This window comes from Amycolatopsis halotolerans (genome assembly GCF_042647905.1).
GTDB classification, from domain to species: domain Bacteria; phylum Actinomycetota; class Actinomycetes; order Mycobacteriales; family Pseudonocardiaceae; genus Amycolatopsis; species Amycolatopsis halotolerans.
Genome location: NZ_JBHRWI010000039.1, coordinates 17,378 through 38,154, shown reverse-complemented (window position 1 = coordinate 38,154; position 20,777 = coordinate 17,378). Strand labels below are relative to the sequence as shown.

Here is a 20,777-nt window from a genome sequence, read left to right as displayed (position 1 = left end):
ACCTCCACGGGGCCGGTTTCCTTGCTGAAGAATTCGATGCGAGATTCAGTGCGCGGCGTTTTCCCGCGCGCCGGATTGCCGCGGCGCGGGGTCCGCGGGCAGCACAGGCCAGCCCTGGGCGGCCAGCACCGGGTCGTTTCCGACCGCGACCGGATTGCCCACCGCGGCCAGCATTTCGAGGTCGCTGGCGTGGTCGCCGTACGCGAAGCAATCGCGCGGATCCAGGTCCGCGGCGGTGAGCTCCGCCGTCACCGCGTCCCGCTTGGCCGCGCCGATCATCGACCGCCGGACCTCGCCGGTGTACCGGCCGTCTTTCGAGGTCAACGGCTCAGAGCACAGCACGAGGTCGGCACCCAGATCCTCCGCGAGCGGCGTCAGGCAGGCCGCGAAGGAGCCGGACACCAGCACGATCCGGTGCCCGGCACGGCGATGCCTCTCCAGCGCCGCCAGCGCGGCCCCGACGAACGCCTCCGGCCCCTCCCGGTACGTCGCATACCAGTCCCGGCCCGCGGCCTGCACCTCAGCGGCAACGGCCCCGGTGAAATAGCGGTAGTAAAGCCGGTTCCCTTCCTCCCGCGGCCGGCCGGAGGCAGCGATCTGCCCCAATTCGCCGGCACGCCGGGCATACCCGCTCCCGTCGTCGCCATGGCGTGCCATCCAGTAGCGAAGGAAAGCGAACATGCTTTTGCCGGTGATCACTGTTTCGTCGACATCGAAAAAAGCAGCATGCCGGACCGTCGCCCGGCTTTTCACTTCATTCACCGTACCCCCAGTGCGGCACGGGCGCAGTTGCCGGATGCGCCCGTGCCGCGTCGTCATGGTGCCGCTGATGTTCAGTCATTCCCGATAAATGCGTCGCCCGCGCGGTTCCCGCGCCGCGATGCCCGGGAACGGTCCGCTTTCGCGCGGAAACCGCCAATCGGAGACCGGATCCGGACGCTGAAGCTCGGTTCCCCAGATGGCGCAATAATGCCCGTCCGGTCTCCTTCTTGCATGCTACAGGCGCAGCCGGTGAATTCGCTGCGCCATTTCGGTGATCCGAATCACGAGCCCGGCAGAACCCGAGAAAAATCTCGAAACGGACAAAAGGTCGATCGTAATGATCGCAATCCAATGGAAATTGTTTTTCTCGAATCGAGTGGACGGAAAGCCCCGTCGAGTGCGATAGCCGCACTCGACGCGCGATCCGGCTCCGAGATCCGCAAAGAGGGAGCGGGGCGAACGCGGCCAAGTTTGGGGCAGATGCATTCCCGTCGCCGCGAGCACGCGGCGGGTTCCTGCGGCCCCGTGGTCCGTGCCAAGTCCACAGCGGGCCGCAAGACGACGGGACGCGGGCGCGTGTGCTTCTGGCGATCCGGTGCCGGAGGAGGTGAACGTGGCAACCTCGGCGAGGCGCTTCCCGCATCTTGAAACCCTTGCGGATCTTCTCGGCGAGAGGCCAATGCCTTGCGTGCGTCCTGATGCGGCAACGGGTTCGGGGACATGAACGGGAACAACCGCGGGCACCGGTCGGATGTCGCGCTGTGCCGGGTTCCTTGAGAGACGGAGGATCCGGGGCGGCCCATTGCGATCCGCCGGTTCTCCGGCAAGAAACTGCGACCTGGCGGCGATGAACCAGGTGTCTCGGCTGCCGGCGACGAGTACGTTGACCGGGTGGCTGTCGTCGACCCGCGCGCCGCGCCCGTGGCGGCGTTCCGGATCTGCCCGGTGGTTCGACGAGAAACCGATCCGGCCGGAGTCCTGCATCGCAGTGACGAGACTGTCGGGACTGCATGCCGTCCGGGAGGAGGGTGGATTCGGCGCCGCAGGTGGCCGGCGCGCCAGCAGTCAAAGGTCTTCGTTCCCGATCCTGTCCGAAAATCTGCGCCAGTTGGCCGCGGCGGCCGGCAGTTCGCGAGGATCTCCGGTTCTGCGACCGCCGATGACTCCATGTCCGCGACCATGGTCTGCTGGCTGTCCTGCGCGTCGCGGATGCCATTGTCGGCCAGTTCGCTCAACGGCCCGGGCGTTGCCCTTTGTCTCGCGCGGATCCGCGGCGAGCACCCCGAAATCTCGTCTGGCGACGCGCCGTGGGACAAATGCCAGGCTCTCCGTGGCCGCCGACGGGCGGGCCGACTCCGCAAAGGCCCCTTGGCCATCCGCTGCCCCGCGGGCGGATCGCACCGCCTTCGGGGCGGCGGATTCTCTTCTGATCAGCCCCGCGGCTAACCCGGTCGGCCGCCGCGCGCGAAGGCTGCACTGCTTGTCCTCGCGCGCGGGGCCTTGTTCTCATCGGCAACTCGCATTATTCCTTTCGATCTGTTCCGTACGCTGGCGAACGGGCGCTTAGTTACGATCAATTTCTCTCAGGGGCACGGTTCCTGGCGTGCCGGTCCGGCCTGGGATGCGGGCTCGCGGACGTCGTGCTGACAGGCCGCAACTCGGGCGGAACGGTGATCGCACGGGCTGTCGAGGACAACCCGGAGCGGCTGCGCCGTCGAGTCTTCCGGAACGCGTTCGTGCCGCGGCCGGGCACCGGGTCGAGGACGATCTCCCGCCGCGCCACCGCGAGTGGTCCGTGCAGCCGGTCCGCCGACACCGGAACGGCATTCCCCGGCCACCTCGGGCAAGCGAATCGCTCCGCTCACGCCCGCGCTGTCGCCGATCCCGGTCGGCCCGCCGTTTGCGCGGGCGAGAAGGCGGGAACGGAGAGGATTCCTCGCCCTATTAGCCGGGTCTGTGCTTTTTCCGGTCTTTGACCGAGATCGTTTTCCTGAATAGTGCGCAAGCGAAACGCAACCGGCCGGCCGGTCGAGTGGCAGTTCCGAGGGGCGTGGCGCGGTCATGCTGCCATGTTGTTTGCTGCTGCTCAGCTTTGCGGAAGATGAAGTTCGATGCGCTCAATGCCGGGGAATTCGCACTACTGCCCGCAGTGTTGCGCCCGGAATGTCAGCCTGTGGCCATCGGTGCTGGTGATCGTTTCCGCATCGATCGGCGGGTCCGCCCGGTGGTCCGTTCGTTCCTGATGTTCCGTCCTTCGGCGCAGCGATCGCATCCGCCTGCTGTGCGCACCGCGCGCGGAACGGCGAAACGGACGCAAAAATTGTCAAGAAACGCAGAAGGTCGCGGCCCGAAAGGAGCAGTACGGCGCTCGGCTGACGCGGACGCCGCCTTGACACTCGGACAAGATGACATCTAGACTACATTTTCGTTAATTGTGCACTACTGGGGCAATAAAAATCTGGGGAGCACCTTGCCGTGATTCGGCGCGCTGCCGGAACTTGGCAGTTTTCTGGCGGCAGGTGCGCAAAACGGACAGAGGGGGATCCGTTGGTCGAGTTTTTGGCAACGCCTCGCGATGCCGCGGACGCCAGAGCCGAAGTCGACAGCTTCGGCGCGTCTCGCGTCCCGCTCGCCGGAGCGCTTCGCGCCTTCCTCGTCGCCGACGATGAGGACCCGGACCCGCACGAGGCGCGCGACGAACTCGCTGCCTTGGTCAGGAAGCACGTCGAGCTTGGCCAGGGAGTTCTCGTCCTGACTGGCTTCCCCCTCGACGACGAGAGGAACAAGACCGCGCTGGTGCGGTTCACGAGCCTGCTCGGCGAACCGCTCCCGCAGGACGGGGAGGGCAACCTGGTCCGCGAGGTGCGGGATCGCGGAACGGCGATCGGCGAAGGCGCGCGGGCGCGATACTCGGACTCCCGGTTCGGCGGCAGCCTGCACACGGACGGCGCGGAGGCTCCGCTCCCGGCGCCCGAGTTCTTCACTCTCCTGTGCGTCCGGCAATCCGTGCGGGGCGGAGCCCTGGAGTTCGTGCACATTCGCGATCTGGAAGCCGCCCTCGCCGCCAGCGGCGACGCGACCGCGGCGCTGCGCGAGCCATTCCATTTCGACCGCAGGGGCGACCAGGCTCCGGGCGAACCGCCGACCACCCTGAAGCCGGTGTTGTTCACTCAGCACGGAAAGCCGGCGATCAGCTATCTCCGCGGTTACATCGAGCGGGGGCACGAACACCCCGGAATCCCGCCGTTGACCGAGCGGCAGCGCACCGCGCTGGACGAGCTGGACCGGATTGTCGCCGCCGGCGGCCTCACGAGGGCAGGCAAGCTGCGCGAAGGCGAACTCGCCCTGTTCGACAATCTCTCCCTGCTGCACGGGCGCACCGAATTCCAGGACGAACCCGACCGCACGCGGCTGCTGCTGCGCACTTGGGTCCGCGGGCGCTCCGCCGTGTGCGGATGAGTCCCGATATCCGGGCGGCCGCGCGACGCATCAGCAGCGTGGTTGTCGCTCCGAACTGCCTGCGTGGCCATGCCACGTCCGTCCAGGTCGCCGACGCGCTCGCCGTCGGCGTCCGGCGCGCGCTTCCGCATGCCAGGGTGACTGTGCTGCCGCTGGCAGACGGAGGCGACGGCACGCTGGCCGTGCTGCACGAGGTCCTCGGCGGCCGGTTGATGCCTGTCACCGCCCAGGACGTCTTGGGTCGCGGACAGCGGACTTCCTGGCTGGGACTGGACTCCGGCACCGCGGTCGTGGAGACCGCGTCGATCTGCGGGCTCGGCGGAACGAACCCACGGCATCTCCGTCCGCTCACGGCGAGTTCGGCGGGGGTCGGCACGGTGATCGCGCACGCGATCGCCAAGGGAGCGAAAGTCCTTCTGCTCGCCCTTGGCGGCACGGCTGTTGTCGACGGCGGAGCGGGCGCGCTGCACGCGCTCGGCGCGCGGTTCCTCGACTCGTCGGGCAAGCGTGTCGTCCCCGTTCCCTCGACGCTGCGCGAAGTAGCGCGGATCGACCTGGCCCCAGCCCGGCGGCTCCTCGACGGCGTGACCCTGCGCCTGCTGCCGGACGTCCGTCCCTCGCTGGCGGAGAACCTCGCGTTTTTCGGGGCGCAGAAGGGCATGACCGAACAGGACCGGCCGATCGCGGCGGGCGCGCTGAGCCAGTTCACCAGCCTGCTCGCGGCGGCAGGCGACGAAGCCGCCCCGGCCCGGTTCCGCCGCGGCTGGTTCGGGGCGGGCGGCGGGATCGGGTTCGGACTGGCCGCGGCGGCGGAGGCGGAGGCGAAACCCGGGGCGGAGGCACTTCTCGAGATGGTGGACAGAACAGGCGCGGTGGGGTCGGCGGATTTCGCTGTCACCGCGGAAGGAAAAGTGGACGAGAGCACCTGGCGGGGCAAGCTTCCGGGTACTGTCGCCGCCCGGCGCGCCGCGGACGGGCTCCCCACCGGCGTAGTGGCGATCCGGTTCGCAGGGCGCTCCCCGGATCCGCTCATCAGCCACTACCCGGTCGCCGATCCGCCGCCCGCGTCGCCGTTGACCGGCGCTGAGCTGTGGAGCGGACTGGCCGACGCGGCGGCACGCGCGTGCACGCCGTCCGCGGCGGTGATGCCGTCATGATCGTCGGAGCCGCTGAACTGCGCGCGTTCGCCGCGACCGCGTTGCGGGCGGCGGGTGCGTCCGGTCCCGATGCCGACCTGACCGCGGAGGTGCTGGTCGCTGCCGATCTGTCCGGTGTGGACAGTCACGGCGTCGCCCGGCTGCGCCGCTACGTCGAGGGATTGCGGGAAGGCGCGATCGACGGTCTCGCGTCGCCGGAGGTCGTGCGCGACCACGGCGCGGTCGCCGTGGTCGACGCGCACAACGGGCTCGGGCAGCCCGCTTTGTGCTTCGCGATGGACCTGGCCGTCGAACGTGCTAGTGCGCAGGGAATCGCGGCAGTGGCGGTGCGCCGCTCGAACCACATCGGCATCGCGGGCTGGTACACCGAACGCGCCGCACGCGCGGGCATGTTCGCGATCGCCACCACCAACGCCACGCCGCAGGTCGCTCCGTCGGGCGCGGGCGAGCCGATGTTCGGCACCGACCCGATCAGCTACGCCGTGCCCAGCACGGACGGCCCGCTGTGTTTCGACGCGGCGACGAGCATCGTGCCGCGCGGCAAGCTCGAACGTCTTCGCCGCGAAGGCAGGCCGATGCGCCCCGGTTGGGCGGTCGGCCCGGACGGCGAATCCGCCACGGACCTCCCCGCGGTCGTTGCCGGGCTGAAGGCGCGGGCAGGATTCGCGCTCCTGCCGCTCGGCGGCCTCGGCGAGGAATACGGCGGGCACAAAGGATCCGGGCTCGCGTTGCTCGCCGAACTGCTGTGCGGCCCGTTGGCGGGCGCGCGGTGGAGCAAACACACCTACGACGAGAGCGGAGCGGGTCTCGGGCAGTTCGTGCTATGCCTCGACCTCGGAGCGCTCGGCGAACCGGACGTCGTCGCCGGCGAGGTGCACCGGCTGACCGCCGAGGTCCGCTCGGCCAGACCCGCGAAGCCGGACGTCCCGGTGCGCATGCCGGGCGACCGGCGCCGCAGGTCGGCGCGACAGCGCGCCGCCGACGGCATCCCGCTGTTGCCGCCGGTGGTGACCGACCTGGCGAAGATCGCGGCCCTCACCGGCATCAGCCCGCTCCAGGCCAAGGGCGGCGACGGATGACCGGGGTGATCGACCTGTCCTCGGGCCAGGTGATCGAGCCGCTGGCCGAACCGGCGTTGAAAGCGCTCGCCCAGACTGTCTCCGGACCGGAGGTCACCGCTTACGCGGCATCCTGCGGAGAGACGGGGCTGCGCTCCGCGGTCGCCGCGCACTACGCCCGGCGGGTCGGTTCCGACGTAGACCCCGAGCAGATCACCGTCACCGCGGGCGGGCGGCACGGGCTGTTCAGCGTCGTCACGGCTTCGGCGTCCGGCGGCGAGATCCTCGTCCCGGAACCCCGGTGGAGCCACTACCCCGAGATGCTGCGGCTCGCCGGTGCCCGGCCGGTGCGCGTGCCGGGCGATCCCGCGAACGGCTGGCTGCCGGACCCCGATCGGCTCGAAGCCGCGCGTAACGGGCGAACGAAAGCGCTCGTGGTGAACAGCCCGGTCAATCCGACGGGAGCTGTCTACGACACCGGGACCCTCGCTGCGATCCGCGCCTGGTGCGCACGGCACGGGCTGCTTCTGGTCGTCGACGACATCTACTGGGCCTACGGCGGCGAAGACGCGGGCGGGGTGCGGGCAGGCCCGTGCGAGGCCGTGGTCGGCGGTGCTTCGAAGGTGCATGCGCTGGCCGGTCTCCGGATCGGCTGGGTGTGGGCGGACGCGCCGCTGACGGCGGCGGTGCGGAACATCGTGGAGCACACCACCGGGCCGGTCAGCACCCTGGCGCAGTCCGCCGTCGCCGCGGTCCTCGACCGGCAACAGGACTCCGTGCCGGATCGGGCGCGCCGCCTGGCGGCATTGCGCGAACACGCCGTACGGGCGATGTCGGCCGTACCGGGAGTCAGCGTGATCGTCCCGCACGGCGGTATCTACCTGTGCCTCGACGCTTCGGGGCTCGCGAAGGCACGGCCGGAATGGCGTGACGACCGGGTGCTGTGCGCGGAGTTGGCCGAACACGCCGGGGTCCGCCTGCGGCCGGGATCCACCTTCGGTTTGCCGGGCCATGTCCGGCTCTGTGTCGCGGCGGCGCCTGGCCTCCTGTCGGAAGCCGCTGACCGCCTGTCGAAATTCCTGGGGACGGCTGCGAACGGAACAGCCGAAAAGAGTGAAGGGCTGCGATGACAACGGAAACTGCGAACCTGATCGAAGCACCCGGTGCGCGGGCGTCCATGCTGAGACGCGCGTTCGCCGAGAAGAAGCTTCTCCGCGTGGCAGGCGCGCACGACGGGCTCAGCGCCCGGTTGGCCGCCGAAGCCGGATTCGACGCCATCTGGGCGTCCGGACTGGAGATCTCGGCGGCGCACGGGCTTCCGGACGTCAGTCTTCTCGGCATGGCCGAATTCCTCTCCGGTGCGGCCACGATCCAACGGTCGGTGGCCGTCCCGGTGGTGGCGGACTGCGACACCGGATTCGGCGGAAACCTCAACGCTGCGTACACGATGATGTGCTACGAGGACACCGGCGTCGCCGCGGTCTGCATAGAGGACAAGGTGTTCCCGAAGCGGAACAGCTTCGTCGACGCCGGACAGCAGCTTCTCGAGGCCGAAGAGTTCGGGCAGAAACTGACGACCGCGAAGCAGGCCCAGCGGCACCCGGACACGGTCCTCATCGCCAGGACGGAGGCGTTCATTTGCGGCCTCGGGGTCGATGAGGCGCTCCGTCGCTGCCACCACTACGTCGATGTCGGCGCCGACGCGGTGCTGGTGCACTCGAAGGCCGTCGATTCGGCGGAAGTGATCGCCTTCATGGACCGGTGGCGGCACCGTGCACCGGTGGTCGTGGTGCCCACCACCTACGCGCGGTTCTCGGTCCGAGAGGCGAACGACGCCGGCATCGCCATGGTGATCTACGCGAACCAGGGCATGCGGGCGACGGTGCGGGCGGTGCGCGACGCTTGGGCGACCGTGCTCGCCGAGGGGTCGACCACCGGCATCGAACCGCATATCGCGTCGGTGAAGGAGATCTTCGACCTGTCCGGCATGAACCAGTGGCTGGGCAGGGACCGTTGAGCGGGGTACTGCCGGCAGAGTCGTTCGTCAAGGAGTTGCGCGCCTACGGCACACGCCGGGTGACGGGCGTCCCGTGCGGTCATCTGGCCGGGCCCTGGACGCTCTTCGACCGTGCGGGCGACCTGACCCCGGCCGCGTCCGAGGGCGCCGCGCTGGCGCTGGCCGCGGGCTGGGAGCTCGCCGGGGAGCAGGCCGCGGTGCTGTGCCAGAACTCGGGATTCGGCAACCTGGTCAACCCGCTGACCTCGCTCGTGCTGCCCTACCGCGTCTCGGTGCTGGTGGTCATGACGCTGCGCGGCTGGCCGGACCCCGGCGAGGACGAGGCTCAGCACGCGGTGATGGGCTCTGCCACCCTCTCGATGCTCGCGGGCTTCGGCATCCCGCACACGGTGCTCCGGCCGGACGGGCTCGGCGAAGCGCTGGACGACGCGGCCCGCGCGCGCGCCAAGAACGACCCGTTCTTCCTTTTGGTGCCGAGGAAATCGATTGGGAAAGCAGCGGAGAAGGAGCCGGTGCGGGAGTCCGGGCTGACCCGGGCGGCCGCGGTCGCCGCCCTGTTCGAGCAGTTGACCGATGAACTGCTGGTCACCACCACCGGCTATCTGTCGCGGCAGGCTCATCACGAGCGGGACCGGCCGGAGACGTTCTACATGCAGGGTTCGATGGGCCACGCCGCGGCCATCGGACTGGGCCTGGCGACAGCCCGGCCCGGACGCCGGGTGGTGGTGCTCGACGGCGACGGCGCTTTCCTCATGCACCTGGGCACCGGGAGCACCGTCGCCGCTTCCGGTGCCGCGCAGCTGGTGCATGTGGTGGTGGACAACGGATGTTACGAATCCACCGGCTGCCAGCGCAGCACCTCGGCCGGCCTCGATTGGGACTCCCTCGGCGGAGGGCTCGGGTACCGGACGGTCCTGACGTGCGACGACGAAAGCACCCTCACCGTCAAGGTGCGGGCCGCGCTGTCCGCACCGGGGCCGGTGCTGTGCGTCCTCAAAGCCGCGCCGACGCCGGACGAGGTGCACCCGAGGGCGTCCGCGGCCATGGGGCTCGACGCGGTCGCCGAACGGTTCCGCGGCGCGGCTGCCGGGCAGGCGTCGTGACAGCGTTTGCCGAACCGAGCGTCCCGGTGATCGCCGGGAGGGGTGTGTCCGGCAGGCTCACGGAGCTCGCGGGGCTTGGCTGGGCAGGCACGCTCGTGGTCGCCAGCAGAGGCACCGTGCGACGGCTCGGGTTGGCGCGCCGGCTCCCGCCGGGCACCCGCGTCTTCTCCGGCTTCCGGCCGAATCCCACGTTCGATGAGGCGGTGGCTGCGGCTGGGGCCAGGGCGGACTGCGGCGCCACCTTGGTGGTCGGCGTGGGCGGCGGGTCTTCGCTCGACATCGCCAAGGCGGCCCGGGCGTTGCCCCCCGAACCCTCTGCGGCCGCGGAGGTGCTCGAGGGACGCCGCGCTCCGCTCCACGGAGCCAGACTGGTGCTCGTTCCGACGACCGCGGGCTCGGGCAGCGAGGTCACCCGGTTCGCGACTTTGTACCGGGGGAGCCGCAAGGTTTCGCTCGACGACGCGGCGGTACGGGCCGACGTCGCGCTGGTCGATCCCGCGCTGACCGACAGTTGTGCGCCCGCCCTCACCTGGAGCTGTGCTTTCGACACGCTGGCGCACGCCGTCGAATCGCTGTGGTCGCTCCGCGCGACAGAACAATCCCGGGACCACGCCGAGGCCGCGCTCGGCAAGGTCGTCCCGATCCTGCGCGAGGCGGGCGAGGTTCCTACGGCCGCTGAGCGGGATCTGCTCTGCGAAGCCGCGACTCTTGCCGGACGGGCCATCGACATCACCCGCACCACCGCGGCGCACGCGCTGGCCTATCCGCTCACTGCCCATCTCGGTGTGCCGCACGGCCTCGCCTGTGCGATGCACCTGACCTGGCTGGCGCCGATGGTCGAGCAGGCGGGGTCAGCGGAGATTCCGGACGACCACGATCCGGCGGCGGTCGCCGCAGCGGTCGCGACATTGCGGCGGCTGCTTCGCGCGGGCGAGCGCGACCTCGGCGCGACGATCCGGTCGCTCATCACCGCCCGCGGCCTGCCCGCGGACTGCCGCGCCGAGCGCGAACCCGGTCTCGCCGGACTCGTGGTGGAAGAGGGAATGGCTTCGAACCGGGTGAGCGGTACCCCGGTCGTCCTCGACCGGGCGCGCGTCCGTGCCGCGGTCGAGGGCCTGTTGCCTGCCGGATCGAGCGCCGCGGACCGGCGAAGGAAGGGCGATGTGCCATGCGCAACTACCGAATGACCGGCCCTGCGGAGGTGAGCGGGGCGACGCTCGAGGCGATGGCCGGCGAACGGATGATCAGCCATCGCTCGCGGGAGTTTCGCGACCGGCTGGCAGACCTGACGGCGCGGCTGGCAAAAGTGTTCGGCACGGCCGGGCCGGTGCTGGTGCTGACCTGCTCCGGCACGGGCGGGCTGGAGGCGGCGGCCGCGTCGGTGCTGCGGCGGGGCGATCGCGTGCTGTCGGTGCAGCAAGGCTACTTCGGCGCGCGTTTCGGCGAGATCGCCGCGTTCCACGGCGCCGAGGTCGACGTCCTGGAATCCGAGTGGGGCGACGTGCCCCCGACCGAGGAGATCCGCGCGAAGGCAGGCGAGGGCTACCAGGCAGTCTTGCTGACGCACAACGAAACCTCGACCGGTGTGCTAGCTCCGCTGGAGCAGTGGGCCACAGCTGTCCGGTCGGTCAGCGACTGCCTCATCCTGGTCGACGTCGTGAGCAGTCTGGGCGCGACCGAGATCGCGTTCGACCGGCTGGGCCTCGACGTCGCGGTCGGGGTGACCCAGAAGGCGCTCGCCTGTCCGCCCGGTCTCGTGCTGGCGGCCGTGTCGGAGCGGGCGCTCGCCAGGGCCGCAGCTCCCGGAGCGGGCAGCTACTACCTCGATCTCGCCCGCGCTGCCGCGCATGCCCGCGAGTCCACCACCACGTACACCCCGAACCTGTCGGTGGTCTTCGCACTGGAGGCGGCGGTCGCCGAGATCGAGAAGGAGGGCCTCGAAAACGTCTGGTCGAGGCACTCCGAGACGGCGCGCCTCTGCCGGGAGGCCTTGCGTGCGCGAGGACTCGTCGTCGTGCCTCCGGAGCCGCTGTGCTCGCCGACGGTCACTGCGGTTCGCCTGCCGGAGCCGGCCGCGGAACGGGTCCGCGACACCCTTTCCGCCCGGCACGACGTATGGGTGTCCTCGGGGCGTGGCGCGTGGAAACGCGACGTCCTCCGGATCGGCCACATGGGCCCGGTCGCGCCCGACGACGTGGTGGCCTGCGCAGAGACGATCGCCCACGTCACCACGCTCTCCCGGAGCTCGCCGGGTCGCGGGCGGCGGGAGATCAGGGTGCTCCGCACCGCCGACGAGCTCGGCCCGGAGTGGGACGAACTGGCGAAGGATCTCGACGCGCCGGTGTTCCACACCAGGGCGTTCCTGCGCGCCTACGAACACCATCCCGTGCAGAAGATCGCCCTCCCGCGCTATCTGGAAGTGCGCGACGCCGGCGGCGGGCTGCTGGCCGCCGCGCCCGCCTACCTCCAGGGCGATCCGCTCGGACTGCTTGGCCTGCGCGATAATGAGCAGGCTTTTCTCTCCCCGATGTGGCACTGCCCCGGCGCGAGAGTGCTCGCGCGCGACGACGAATCCCTGCGGGCACTGGGCGAAGCGTTCGGAACCCAGGCGGCGGAGACCGGATGCGCCCGATGGGGCTTCATCAACCTCGAGGACGGCACGGACACCGTCCGCGCGCTCGGCGAGCACGGGTTTCAGCGCGAGGAACTCGTCCCGCGCTGGGTGCTGCCGCGTGCGCTCGCTCCCGACGGCCCGTCCTACCTCGCCTCGCTCCGCGGCTCGGCCCGCCGCGAACTCGGCAGGCAGCTGCGCCGGGCCGAAGACCAGGGCGCCCGGTGCGAGATCCGCCGAGCCGACCATCCCGAGCTTCCCCGGCTGATGGAGTTCGTGGCCGCCACCGCAACCCGGGCCGGGTCGCCGCGGTATTACGACCCGGTCAAGCTCGCGGCGTTCCTGCGCGAGCTGGGGGAGCCCGTGCGGGTGCTGGAGGTCTGCGACGCCGGCGGCGACACGCTGGCCGTCGGCGTGAGCTTTCTCGAAGCGGCCCGGCTGCAGTACTGGGCCGCCGGGTATCTGCGCGACCGGCCGGACGTCGCCTTCAGCCCCTATTACCGGATGTGGTGGCAGATGCTGGAACTGATGTGGTCGTCCGGGGTCGAAATCGCGGAGTGCGGACGCCTCAACGAACCGTTCAAACGCAAGATGGGCCTGGCCCCCCGTCCTTTGGTCGCGCTCACGGGGCCCGCGGCATGACCGCCCGCACGCCGGCAACCGGCCGCGGCGGCGCTTTCGCGACAGAGGAGCGCCCGCTTCCCGCTGCGCCGGCGGAATGGGACGACCTGGCGGCCCCGACCGGAATCGGTTTCTACTCGGCCAGGACCTGGAACCTCGCCATGCTCGGGCAGAACGGCGCGGAGGAGCGGGTACTGGTCGTACGGGACGCCGACGGCACGTTGCGCGCGATCGTCCCGCTGTTCCGGTACCGCGACGGTCCCGCCAACGCACACCTCCATCCCGGCACGCTCTTCGGCGGCGCGGACCGGGTGACCGACGAGGCCGCCCGCCGCTGGGAACCGGTGACCGTGGTGGGAAACGCCTCGGGCTACGGAACCGCACCCGTGGTGAACGGCGGGCTGGAGGCATGGGCCGCGGCGGCGGAGCGCGAGGCGGCTGCGGGGGCTGGGACCGCGTTCGCCGCGCACCTGACCGGACCGGACATGACGCGGCTGCGGGAACTGCTGCCCGGCCGGCCGGTATTGCTGACAGCGATGCGGATCTCGGTGCCGGTGCACGCCGATTCGGAGCAGGAGTACGAAGCGGGTCTGCGCAAACGGGACCGCGACCGGGTGCGCTGGGAGCGACGGCTGCTGGCCAGAGGCGGTCGGTCGGTGACCGTCGAGGACATCACCGACGACAACCTCCGCGAGATCGGCGAGCTGCAGGAAAGCACCCAGCGCCGGCACGGCAGCTACGGCGACGCCGACTATTTCGTCGGGCGCTACCGCCAGCTGAAGTCGGTCCTGGGCGACGCGCTGTTCGCCTTCGTCTGCCGCCACGAAGGCCGCGCCCTCGGCTACTTCTCGTGCATCCGGCACGGCCGGACGCTGGTCGGCCGCTCCGCGGGACTCGACTACGACCGGATCGGCGACCACGCCGAGTACTTCAACCTGATGATCCACGAACCGGTCCGGTACTGCGTGCGGAACGGACTGCGCGAGCTCGACCTCGGCGTGGCGGGATACCGGCAGAAACTGTTGCGGGGCGGCGAACCCGTGCCCGTGTGGTCGATGCTGCTGCGCCCTCCGCCCGGCTGGTCGGACGAGGACACCGCCCGGCACAACCGGGCCAAGGCGCGGGAACTGCGCGAAGAGCTCGGTCCGATGTGTCCCGCGGGTCTCCGGGACCGGCTCGACCGGATCGCCGATGCCGGAAGGGCCGAGCTCTGATGCTGGGCACCCCCGCTTTCCGGTTGCTGCTGGGCGCGCGTGCGCTCTCCACCCTGTGCACCGGCCTGGACATCGTCGTGCTGGCTTGGCTGGTCCTCGCCCTCGGCGGCACCCCGCTCCACCTCGCGGTGATGGCCGCGCTCAACGCGGGCGCCGGAGTGCCCGCCGCGTTCTTCGGGGGACCGCTGATCGACAGCTTCTCCCGGCGCGCGGTCACCGTGGCCACCGAACTCGGCCGGGTCCTGCCGCTCGGCGCGATCCCGCTCCTCGCCGGCCTCGGGCAGCTGCAGCCCTGGCACGTGCTGGTCGCGGGGGCGCTGGTCAGCGGGCTGTATTCGTTGTCCTCGGCCAGCTACAGCGCTCTGCTGCCGGAATTGTTCGACCGCAAGGGACTCCTGCGCGCGAATGGGGTCTGGCAGGCCGTGTCGCAGGTCGGGGTGTTCATCGGGGCGGGGCTGGGCGGGGCCGCCATTCCGGCGCTCGGCGACACCGCTCCGCTGCTTCTCGGCCTCGCCGGCCGCGTACTCACGAGCGGCATGCTCCTGGCCATGCCGTCGCGGCGCACTACCAAGCCGGCGACCAAACGCACGAGCGGGTTGCTGTTCCGCGACATGGCGGATGCCTGGCGCGTGCTGCTCGCGCACCGGAGACTGCTCTTGGCGGCCCTCTTCGCTGCGATACCCGGCAGCCTTATCTCCGGCATCAACGCGGTGCTGCCCGCTTTCGTCAAGAACGACAACGGGATGGGCGCCGCCGAGTACGGGCTGATCGACGCGGCTTGGGGCGTCGGCGCGTTCCTCGCGGGGCTGGTGTGCGTGAAGCTTTCCCACGCGCATGACGACCCGCGCTACCACACCGGCTCGCTGCTGCTTACCGGCTGCGCGATGACGCTGCTGGCGACCGCGACGAACCTGCCGTGGTCGATCGTGCTGGCCGGGTTCGTCGGCGGGGCGGCGCTGGGCTCGCTCGTGCTGTTCCGCGCTTATGTCCAGGCCGAAGCGCCGCCGGATTACACCGGCCGGATCCTCGCGGTGTCCCAGCTGGTGTTGTCCGCGTTATGGCTCGCCGTCGCGCTGGGTCTCGGCACGCTGACCCTCGTCCTGTCGGTGCGCATGGTGATCGTCTGCTGGGGCGCCGCGATCATCTGCGGCGGGGTGGCGATCCATCTGCTCCTCCGCCGTCATGGCACCAAGGCGGTTTCGCACGCCGAAGGCACCGATTGAACCGAAAGCACACCTTCCACCCAAGGAGCATCACATGAAAGGCTCGCTCAGCGTCGACCAGCCGGGCGTCCGGAACGCGATCAACAGCTACTTCCTGCGCACCAGCGGCGGCGAGAAGCGTTTCCGGATCATGTCCCCGTACAAACTGTTTCCCGAGGCACGACAGCTCGAATCGCAGTTCGACCAGGTCAAAAGCGAGGTGCTGGCCCTGGTCGGCAGGCGCGACCTGCCCCAGTACCGCGACATCGACCCCGTCCGCGCGGCGGAGGTGTCCGACAACTGGCGGCTCTACTACGCCTACATGCTCGGCGTCGCGAACCCGAAAGCGCGGGAGGACTGCCCGACGATCCTGTCTTTCGCCGAGCGGACGCCGAAGGTGGTGAACGCGATGATCTCGGTCCTCGAACCAGGAGTGAAGCTCAACGCGCACAACGGTCCCTACGCGGGAATTCTCCGCTATCACCTCGCGATCATGGTGCCGCGGCGAAACCCGCCGCGGTTGCGGGTCGACACCGAGCACTACACCTGGCGAGAGGGGGAAAGCGTGCTCATCGACGACACCTTCGAGCACGAGGTCAGCAACGAGAGCGAAGAGGACCGGATCGTCGTGATCATCGACATCCGCCGCCCGATGGGAATTCTCCGAGACCGGGTGAACCTGGCGAGCCTTCGGCTCAAGCGCAAGTGGTCGGGTCAATTCATCAACGGCACCAACGGCGACATCTAGTCTCGCGGCCGGCCGCAAGTCCTGTTCGGACTGTCGTCGACGGCGTGCTTCGTGCGGGCACCGCGGAAAGCACCAGGACCTCCCGGCGCCCAGTCGGCGGGGAGGCCGCCGCGCGCAGCGCACCAGTGCCGAGGAAACGGTCGAAGGCGCGTGAGTGATCGCGGGCCGTCCCGTAAGGCACGTAGCTGATCGGGACCAAGGCGCACCGGCCTTGCAGCACCGTACGCCTTGACCTACGAAAGCGCTCCGTTCTTGCTGGCGGTCAAGCGGCAACCGTTTCTTACCGTGTTTCCGCCGACTGGTGGCAGGACTTCGTGCCGTCGAGCGACTGTCCTGTTCGGAGGCAAGGGACGCTCGCGCAGCGCGAGCACACGCTGACCGTCCAGTTCGGATCGATTGCACCACTGCTGCTTCGAGGCGCACGCGCCCCGCGTCAAGGCCGTTTGCCACAGCGAATCGCGGGCAATCCGAGGCACTGCCGACACCGTTGGCCAAGCGTGGACGGCTAGGCCGGGCCACCGCCGGCCACCAGCGCGCGCTCGGCAACGTCATCGGCCTTCCCCCGGCAGCGGTCGCCGGGAACCCTCAGCCCAGTTCGGTGATCTCGCGGCAACCGTCGGCGCATTTGTCAGCGATACGGAAAGGATGATGCTGCACAACGCGGTGTGCGAATCATTTGCTCCGCTATTGAAGCGGAACTCATCGGCCACCGCAGCCGCCTTAACCAAGACTATCCACAGCGAAAGTCAGTGCAACGACCTGCGATTGCCCTCTGGTCGCAGCTGTCCCCGGCCCAGGCCTGCAACGCGATCGGCCGGATCCGCCAAAAACGGGGCGGCCGCACGCACAGCACGGACGTGCCCGCCGCGGTCTCCGGTCGTGCGGCGTGTGGCTGAAGACGGTTTCCCGGCGGTGTCCCAGCGGTCGTGAAACCGCTTGACATGTCCCAAGTCCGGGTTACTGTGACAATAAAGACACGCAACGTTGCGGTGTCTTCCGTCGGGGGATTCAGCCATCGGACGTTCACTTCACTGCAGCCGCCTTGCGTCGGCGCGGGCTGGAAACGGTGGGGGCGTTCACGGTCAGGGGAGGACTCTTGGATGGTTGCACGCGGAGATCGGCAGGCAAGAACGGACACTCGGCTTCGGAGGCCGCTCAGGTGTTGAGCGGCGGCGGGCCGAGCGGGACCCGATTGGCGCGGCGGGGTGCTGAATGGGCAGACGCGAAGGCGCTCGGCGAAACCGCTGCGGAAGACGCGGCGCAACCGATGCGAATCGACGTGCTGGTGGTCGAGGACTCTCCCCGGCTTGAAGGCGTCGACATGGACCATGTCCACGCTCTTGCCGAGGTGCATGGCCACCTCCCTCCGATCTTGGTCCACCGCGGCACGATGAAGGTCATCGACGGCATGCACCGGTTGATGGCGGCCGAATTGCGGGGCTGTTCGACGGTCGAGGTGCGATTCTTCGACGGCTCCGAGGACGAAGCATTTGTCAAGGCTGTGCAGGCGAACGTGGCGCACGGGCTGCCGTTGACATTGGCCGACCGCACGGCCGCCGCCGCTCGCATCGTCAAGGCGCATGCCGAGTGGTCGGATCGCAGGATCGCCGGCTTGGTCGGCCTCTCTCCCAAGACAGTCGGAGCTGTGCGGATGCGGTCGACTGAGGAAATTCCTCAGCCGACGGTTCGCATCGGCCGGGACGGCAAGGCCCGGCGACTCCCCGCGCAGAGAACAGGGAGCAAGCTGTCGGTCGCGCCCGGGGGCGAGCCGAACGAGCGTGGCGGCACCGGTGGGAAAGCCGGCGGGCGAAGTGAAGGGCGGGAGCGCCGGTCACGCACGTCGGCCGTCCGCAATGCCGTAACCAGCATGGAAACACTTCAGTCGCTGCGGCAGGACCCTGCTTTTCGACAGACCGATACCGGCCGCTTTCTGCTCCGGCTGCTGGACTTGCATCTCAACCAGGTGTGCGAGTGGAACCGCCTCATCGCGCATGTACCGCCGCATCGGGCGAATTCCGTGGCAAATCTTGCCCGGGAATGCTCTCAGACCTGGCGTGAGTTCGCCGAACAGGTTTCCGCTCAATCGGCAGAACCTGATGCGCTGGAACCTGCCGCCAAGTGACATTTCACGTACCGCCGGTCTCGGCGTTCTTGGTAGATCCGTGCACTGCAGGGAGTTTCCGTATTCTGGCATGATTTGCCGATTGTGAAAAGAAAATGTCTTCACTGAGATGGATTCCGGCGCTTGCGGTTGTGGGAGCACAGGGAATCGTCTTCTTCGGTTGCTCGGCATCGAACACTGGGATAACGTAAGCGACGGGCCGGTTCGCATATTCGGTCCGGTATTTCTCGGAATTTTCCGAAGTGAGGAGAAGATTCATGGATCAGCGTCTTCTGGGTGAAGCGGAGAATGTTTCGATCGACTACGAGCGACCGGCGATGACGCCCGTGGGCGAGTTCGGCGAACTCACCAACGGAATCGGCAGCAACACGTGGGACGTCGCCTGGCTCTGGGACTGAGAGCGGCTGATGCTTGACCGCCACACAGTCGGCGGAGGCGAGAGCGTGTTCGTGGTCGTGCCTGACCACGACGGCGCTCTCGCCGTTCGCCGTCCGACTCCGGATTCCCGCGTGCTCGCGACACACGAATCGGGCCGCCCTCTGATCGTGGGCGTGCTGGGTGCAGACGATCTTTTCGTGCACAGGAGCCGGGCCGGCATCGTGGCCCTGCTCGGCTTCTGCCCGGTTCCCGACGAGAACCTCAACTCCATGCTGTCTCCCGTCACCAGCTACGCGGATCTCGATCGCGTGACCAGACGGCTGCCGGGAAGCCATCATGTGATCGCCGCGCTGGGCGATCGCATTCGCGTCCGGGGGACCCTGTCGAACACCCGCCGTGTGTTTTACCCGCGCGGCACGGGGAACTGCGTGATCTCGAATCGCGCGGACGTCGTCGCGGACGCACAGGCGGCAGCGCTGGACGAGACATCGATCGCGCTGCGGCTGATCTTTCCGGCGGTGCCGCACCCTCTTTCGAACCGGACTCCCTGGTGTGGCGTCGAGGCAGTGCCGCCTGGGCATGACGCCGAACTTCGCGCGACCGGCGGCTCAGTCCGGACGTCTCAGTGGTGGCAGTCGCCGGAGGCGACCCTCAGCAGAGCCGAAGCGAGTTCGGCGTTCCGGGAGGCCCTATGCACGGCTGTCGACAACCGGGTGTCCGCGCACCCGCGGACGAGTTGCGACCTTTCCGGCGGCATGGACTCCACGCCGGTGGCTTACCTGGCCTGGCTGAAGAATCCGCGCCTCACGGCGGTGACGTTGTGCGGCCTGACCACGGCGGACGACGACACCGCCAGCGCGTTGCGAGCCGCGGAACAGATGTCAGGCGCCGATCACGTCCTGCTGGACGGCGCGAACCTGCCTGGTGCGCTGGACGGAATGTTCGATGCGCCGGAATCCCACGACGAACCGTTCGTCGGCGTCCAGAGCGCGAAGTTCTTGGCGATCGCTCAACTCGTGGCAGCCCGTGGATCGACCCTGCACCTCACCGGGCACGGCGGTGACGAGGTGCTCACCGCGCCGACGTCCTATCTTCACACGTTGGCCAGGCGCAACCCGCGGGTCGCCCTGAACCATCTGTACGGTCAACGTGCGCTCCGGCGCTGGTCGCTGCGGGATCTGTGGGGAGTGGTCGGCGATCGGGGATCCTACGGCGACTGGCTGGCGGGATGCGCGCGGAACTTGGCCTCGCCGCTGTCCGGACCGCATCCGCCGCCTCCGACGTGGAATCAGCGACTGCGCCTGCCCGGCTGGGTCACCGAGGAAGGCAGGCGCGTGGTGGCGGGCGCCTTGTCCGCCGCGGCCGATGCCGAACCGCTTGCCCGGACTCGATCTCAGCATCAGTCGCTGGAGAATATCGGCTTGTCCGGACGTGTTGCCCGGCTCATCGGACAGGTCGCCGGACGGGGCGGTGTCGCGATGGCTTCTCCCTTCCTCGACGACCGGGTGATCGAATCCTGTCTCGCGGTGCGGCCCGATGACCGGTCGAGCCCTTGGGACTTCAAGCCGTTGCTGACGGAGAGCCTCTCCGGCACTGTGCCCGCGGAGCTGATGCAGCGATCGACGAAGAACGACATGTCCGAAAACGTGCATGCGGGCTTCCGGAAGCAGCGCCGACGGATCACGGAACTGTGCGAGGATCCCGTCCTGGCAGAGTTCGGGCTTGTCGACGCGAACGCCCTGCGCCTGGCTTGCACGTCGCCCCAGCCTCCCGGTGCCGCACTGCCTGCGATGATCACGACGCTCAACTGCGAAACGTGGCTACGCGGTGTCACGTCGGGCACGCCGTCCCTGATGCCGAGCCGGGCAGGATGCCCGCGGAATGCAAAGGTGCACAATGAAAGCCGCAGCTACGGCCCTCGCCAGGCTTGACGGGCCCGGGCTTGTCCGCCGCATACCGGTGGTGGCGGTCGTCTACGCAGCCCGAATCCTCGCCGCATGCCCGCCCTTCCGGATTCGTCGCGTACTGGAGGTGCTGAGCCGCGGAGCCCGTCCTTCCCGCAGGGAAGAGGCGGAAACAGCGCACCGCGCGGTGATGCGCGCCAGTCTCATGTGCGCCGGCGACGGCTGCTTGCCCCGCTCGATAGCAGTGGCGATGTGGTGCCGTCTGCACGGTCACTGGCCGACCTGGCACACCGGGGTTCAGGTTCATCCGTTCCGCGCGCATGCGTGGGTCGAGGCGGACGGAGCGGCGGTGGGCGAGCCCGGCGACATGTCGCGATGGCAACGGCAAATGACTGTGTCCGCGCGGAAAAACGGGAGCTGA

The 20,777-nt window shown here is 69.3% G+C and carries 17 protein-coding genes; 15 read left to right on the top strand and 2 right to left on the bottom strand.

Annotation, left to right across the window (positions count from 1 at the left end; translation table 11 throughout):
* Positions 1–45: 45 nt before the first annotated feature.
* Together ACFORO_RS29240 and ACFORO_RS29235 are read right to left on the bottom strand one after the other, a co-directional pair.
* Positions 46–753 (bottom strand): HAD family hydrolase, encoded by a 708-nt coding sequence (locus ACFORO_RS29240; RefSeq protein ID WP_377872210.1) that lies wholly within the window; start codon positions 751–753, stop codon positions 46–48.
* A gap of 243 nt (positions 754–996) precedes the next feature.
* A complete protein-coding gene (locus tag ACFORO_RS29235; protein WP_377872209.1) occupies positions 997–1,746 on the bottom strand; it encodes a hypothetical protein in 750 nt (249 codons plus the stop codon).
* A gap of 1,563 nt (positions 1,747–3,309) precedes the next feature.
* On the opposite strand from ACFORO_RS29235, the gene ACFORO_RS29230 reads away from it, so the two are divergent.
* The 15 genes from ACFORO_RS29230 to ACFORO_RS29160 all read left to right on the top strand — a co-directional run bounded on the left by ACFORO_RS29230 (position 3,310) and on the right by ACFORO_RS29160 (position 20,777).
* Positions 3,310–4,221: a TauD/TfdA family dioxygenase gene (locus ACFORO_RS29230; protein WP_377872208.1), complete on the top strand. Its 912-nt coding sequence runs from the start codon at positions 3,310–3,312 to the stop codon at positions 4,219–4,221.
* Positions 4,218–5,378: a glycerate kinase gene (locus ACFORO_RS29225; protein WP_377872207.1), complete on the top strand. Its 1,161-nt coding sequence runs from the start codon at positions 4,218–4,220 to the stop codon at positions 5,376–5,378. Before ACFORO_RS29230 ends, ACFORO_RS29225 begins: the two co-directional genes overlap by 4 nt.
* Entirely contained in the window at positions 5,375–6,457 is a 1,083-nt protein-coding gene (locus ACFORO_RS29220) for an Ldh family oxidoreductase (protein WP_377872205.1), read from the top strand. Before ACFORO_RS29225 ends, ACFORO_RS29220 begins: the two co-directional genes overlap by 4 nt.
* Complete coding sequence (locus ACFORO_RS29215; protein ID WP_377872204.1) at positions 6,454–7,566, top strand: pyridoxal phosphate-dependent aminotransferase; 1,113 nt, start codon at positions 6,454–6,456, stop codon at positions 7,564–7,566. The genes ACFORO_RS29220 and ACFORO_RS29215 overlap by 4 nt, the downstream gene beginning before the upstream one ends.
* Entirely contained in the window at positions 7,563–8,453 is an 891-nt protein-coding gene (locus tag ACFORO_RS29210; RefSeq protein ID WP_377872203.1) for an isocitrate lyase/phosphoenolpyruvate mutase family protein, read from the top strand. Before ACFORO_RS29215 ends, ACFORO_RS29210 begins: the two co-directional genes overlap by 4 nt.
* Positions 8,450–9,556 (top strand): thiamine pyrophosphate-dependent enzyme, encoded by a 1,107-nt coding sequence (locus ACFORO_RS29205; protein ID WP_377872201.1) that lies wholly within the window; start codon positions 8,450–8,452, stop codon positions 9,554–9,556. The genes ACFORO_RS29210 and ACFORO_RS29205 overlap by 4 nt, the downstream gene beginning before the upstream one ends.
* The gene (locus ACFORO_RS29200) at positions 9,553–10,743 is read left to right on the top strand and encodes an iron-containing alcohol dehydrogenase (protein ID WP_377872200.1); all 1,191 of its coding nucleotides are present in this window, start codon (positions 9,553–9,555) and stop codon (positions 10,741–10,743) included. The genes ACFORO_RS29205 and ACFORO_RS29200 overlap by 4 nt, the downstream gene beginning before the upstream one ends.
* Positions 10,725–12,809 carry an aminotransferase class V-fold PLP-dependent enzyme gene (locus ACFORO_RS29195; protein ID WP_377872199.1) on the top strand — a complete coding sequence of 695 codons (2,085 nt, stop codon included), beginning with the start codon at positions 10,725–10,727 and terminating at the stop codon, positions 12,807–12,809. The genes ACFORO_RS29200 and ACFORO_RS29195 overlap by 19 nt, the downstream gene beginning before the upstream one ends.
* Complete coding sequence (locus tag ACFORO_RS29190; RefSeq protein ID WP_377872198.1) at positions 12,806–14,002, top strand: GNAT family N-acetyltransferase; 1,197 nt, start codon at positions 12,806–12,808, stop codon at positions 14,000–14,002. The genes ACFORO_RS29195 and ACFORO_RS29190 overlap by 4 nt, the downstream gene beginning before the upstream one ends.
* Positions 14,002–15,225, top strand: a complete 1,224-nt coding sequence (locus tag ACFORO_RS29185; RefSeq protein ID WP_377872196.1) for an MFS transporter — start codon at positions 14,002–14,004, stop codon at positions 15,223–15,225. The genes ACFORO_RS29190 and ACFORO_RS29185 overlap by 1 nt, the downstream gene beginning before the upstream one ends.
* Positions 15,226–15,259: 34 nt before the next feature.
* Positions 15,260–15,952 (top strand): aspartyl/asparaginyl beta-hydroxylase domain-containing protein, encoded by a 693-nt coding sequence (locus ACFORO_RS29180; protein WP_377872195.1) that lies wholly within the window; start codon positions 15,260–15,262, stop codon positions 15,950–15,952.
* A gap of 1,267 nt (positions 15,953–17,219) precedes the next feature.
* Complete coding sequence (locus ACFORO_RS29175; protein WP_377872193.1) at positions 17,220–18,074, top strand: ParB/RepB/Spo0J family partition protein; 855 nt, start codon at positions 17,220–17,222, stop codon at positions 18,072–18,074.
* Positions 18,075–18,331: 257 nt separating this feature from the next.
* Positions 18,332–18,472 carry a lasso RiPP family leader peptide-containing protein gene (locus ACFORO_RS29170; protein ID WP_377872191.1) on the top strand — a complete coding sequence of 47 codons (141 nt, stop codon included), beginning with the start codon at positions 18,332–18,334 and terminating at the stop codon, positions 18,470–18,472.
* Between the two features lie 9 nt (positions 18,473–18,481).
* Entirely contained in the window at positions 18,482–20,383 is a 1,902-nt protein-coding gene (locus ACFORO_RS29165) for an asparagine synthase-related protein (RefSeq protein ID WP_377872190.1), read from the top strand.
* Positions 20,334–20,777 (top strand): lasso peptide biosynthesis B2 protein, encoded by a 444-nt coding sequence (locus ACFORO_RS29160; protein ID WP_377872189.1) that lies wholly within the window; start codon positions 20,334–20,336, stop codon positions 20,775–20,777. Before ACFORO_RS29165 ends, ACFORO_RS29160 begins: the two co-directional genes overlap by 50 nt.

Excerpts from the sequence above, each read along its gene's own strand:
- ACFORO_RS29235 (WP_377872209.1), bottom strand. The coding sequence starts at position 1,746 with ATGCAGGACTCCGGCCGGATCGGTTTCTCGTCGAACCACCGGGCAGAT.
- ACFORO_RS29225 (WP_377872207.1), top strand. The coding sequence starts at position 4,218 with ATGAGTCCCGATATCCGGGCGGCCGCGCGACGCATCAGCAGCGTGGTT.
- ACFORO_RS29220 (WP_377872205.1), top strand. The coding sequence starts at position 5,375 with ATGATCGTCGGAGCCGCTGAACTGCGCGCGTTCGCCGCGACCGCGTTG.
- ACFORO_RS29215 (WP_377872204.1), top strand. The coding sequence starts at position 6,454 with ATGACCGGGGTGATCGACCTGTCCTCGGGCCAGGTGATCGAGCCGCTG.
- ACFORO_RS29210 (WP_377872203.1), top strand. The coding sequence starts at position 7,563 with ATGACAACGGAAACTGCGAACCTGATCGAAGCACCCGGTGCGCGGGCG.
- ACFORO_RS29195 (WP_377872199.1), top strand. The coding sequence starts at position 10,725 with ATGCGCAACTACCGAATGACCGGCCCTGCGGAGGTGAGCGGGGCGACG.
- ACFORO_RS29190 (WP_377872198.1), top strand. The coding sequence starts at position 12,806 with ATGACCGCCCGCACGCCGGCAACCGGCCGCGGCGGCGCTTTCGCGACA.
- ACFORO_RS29185 (WP_377872196.1), top strand. The coding sequence starts at position 14,002 with ATGCTGGGCACCCCCGCTTTCCGGTTGCTGCTGGGCGCGCGTGCGCTC.
- ACFORO_RS29180 (WP_377872195.1), top strand. The coding sequence starts at position 15,260 with ATGAAAGGCTCGCTCAGCGTCGACCAGCCGGGCGTCCGGAACGCGATC.
- ACFORO_RS29175 (WP_377872193.1), top strand. The coding sequence starts at position 17,220 with ATGCGAATCGACGTGCTGGTGGTCGAGGACTCTCCCCGGCTTGAAGGC.
- ACFORO_RS29170 (WP_377872191.1), top strand. The coding sequence starts at position 18,332 with ATGGATCAGCGTCTTCTGGGTGAAGCGGAGAATGTTTCGATCGACTAC.
- ACFORO_RS29165 (WP_377872190.1), top strand. The coding sequence starts at position 18,482 with ATGCTTGACCGCCACACAGTCGGCGGAGGCGAGAGCGTGTTCGTGGTC.
- ACFORO_RS29160 (WP_377872189.1), top strand. The coding sequence starts at position 20,334 with ATGCAAAGGTGCACAATGAAAGCCGCAGCTACGGCCCTCGCCAGGCTT.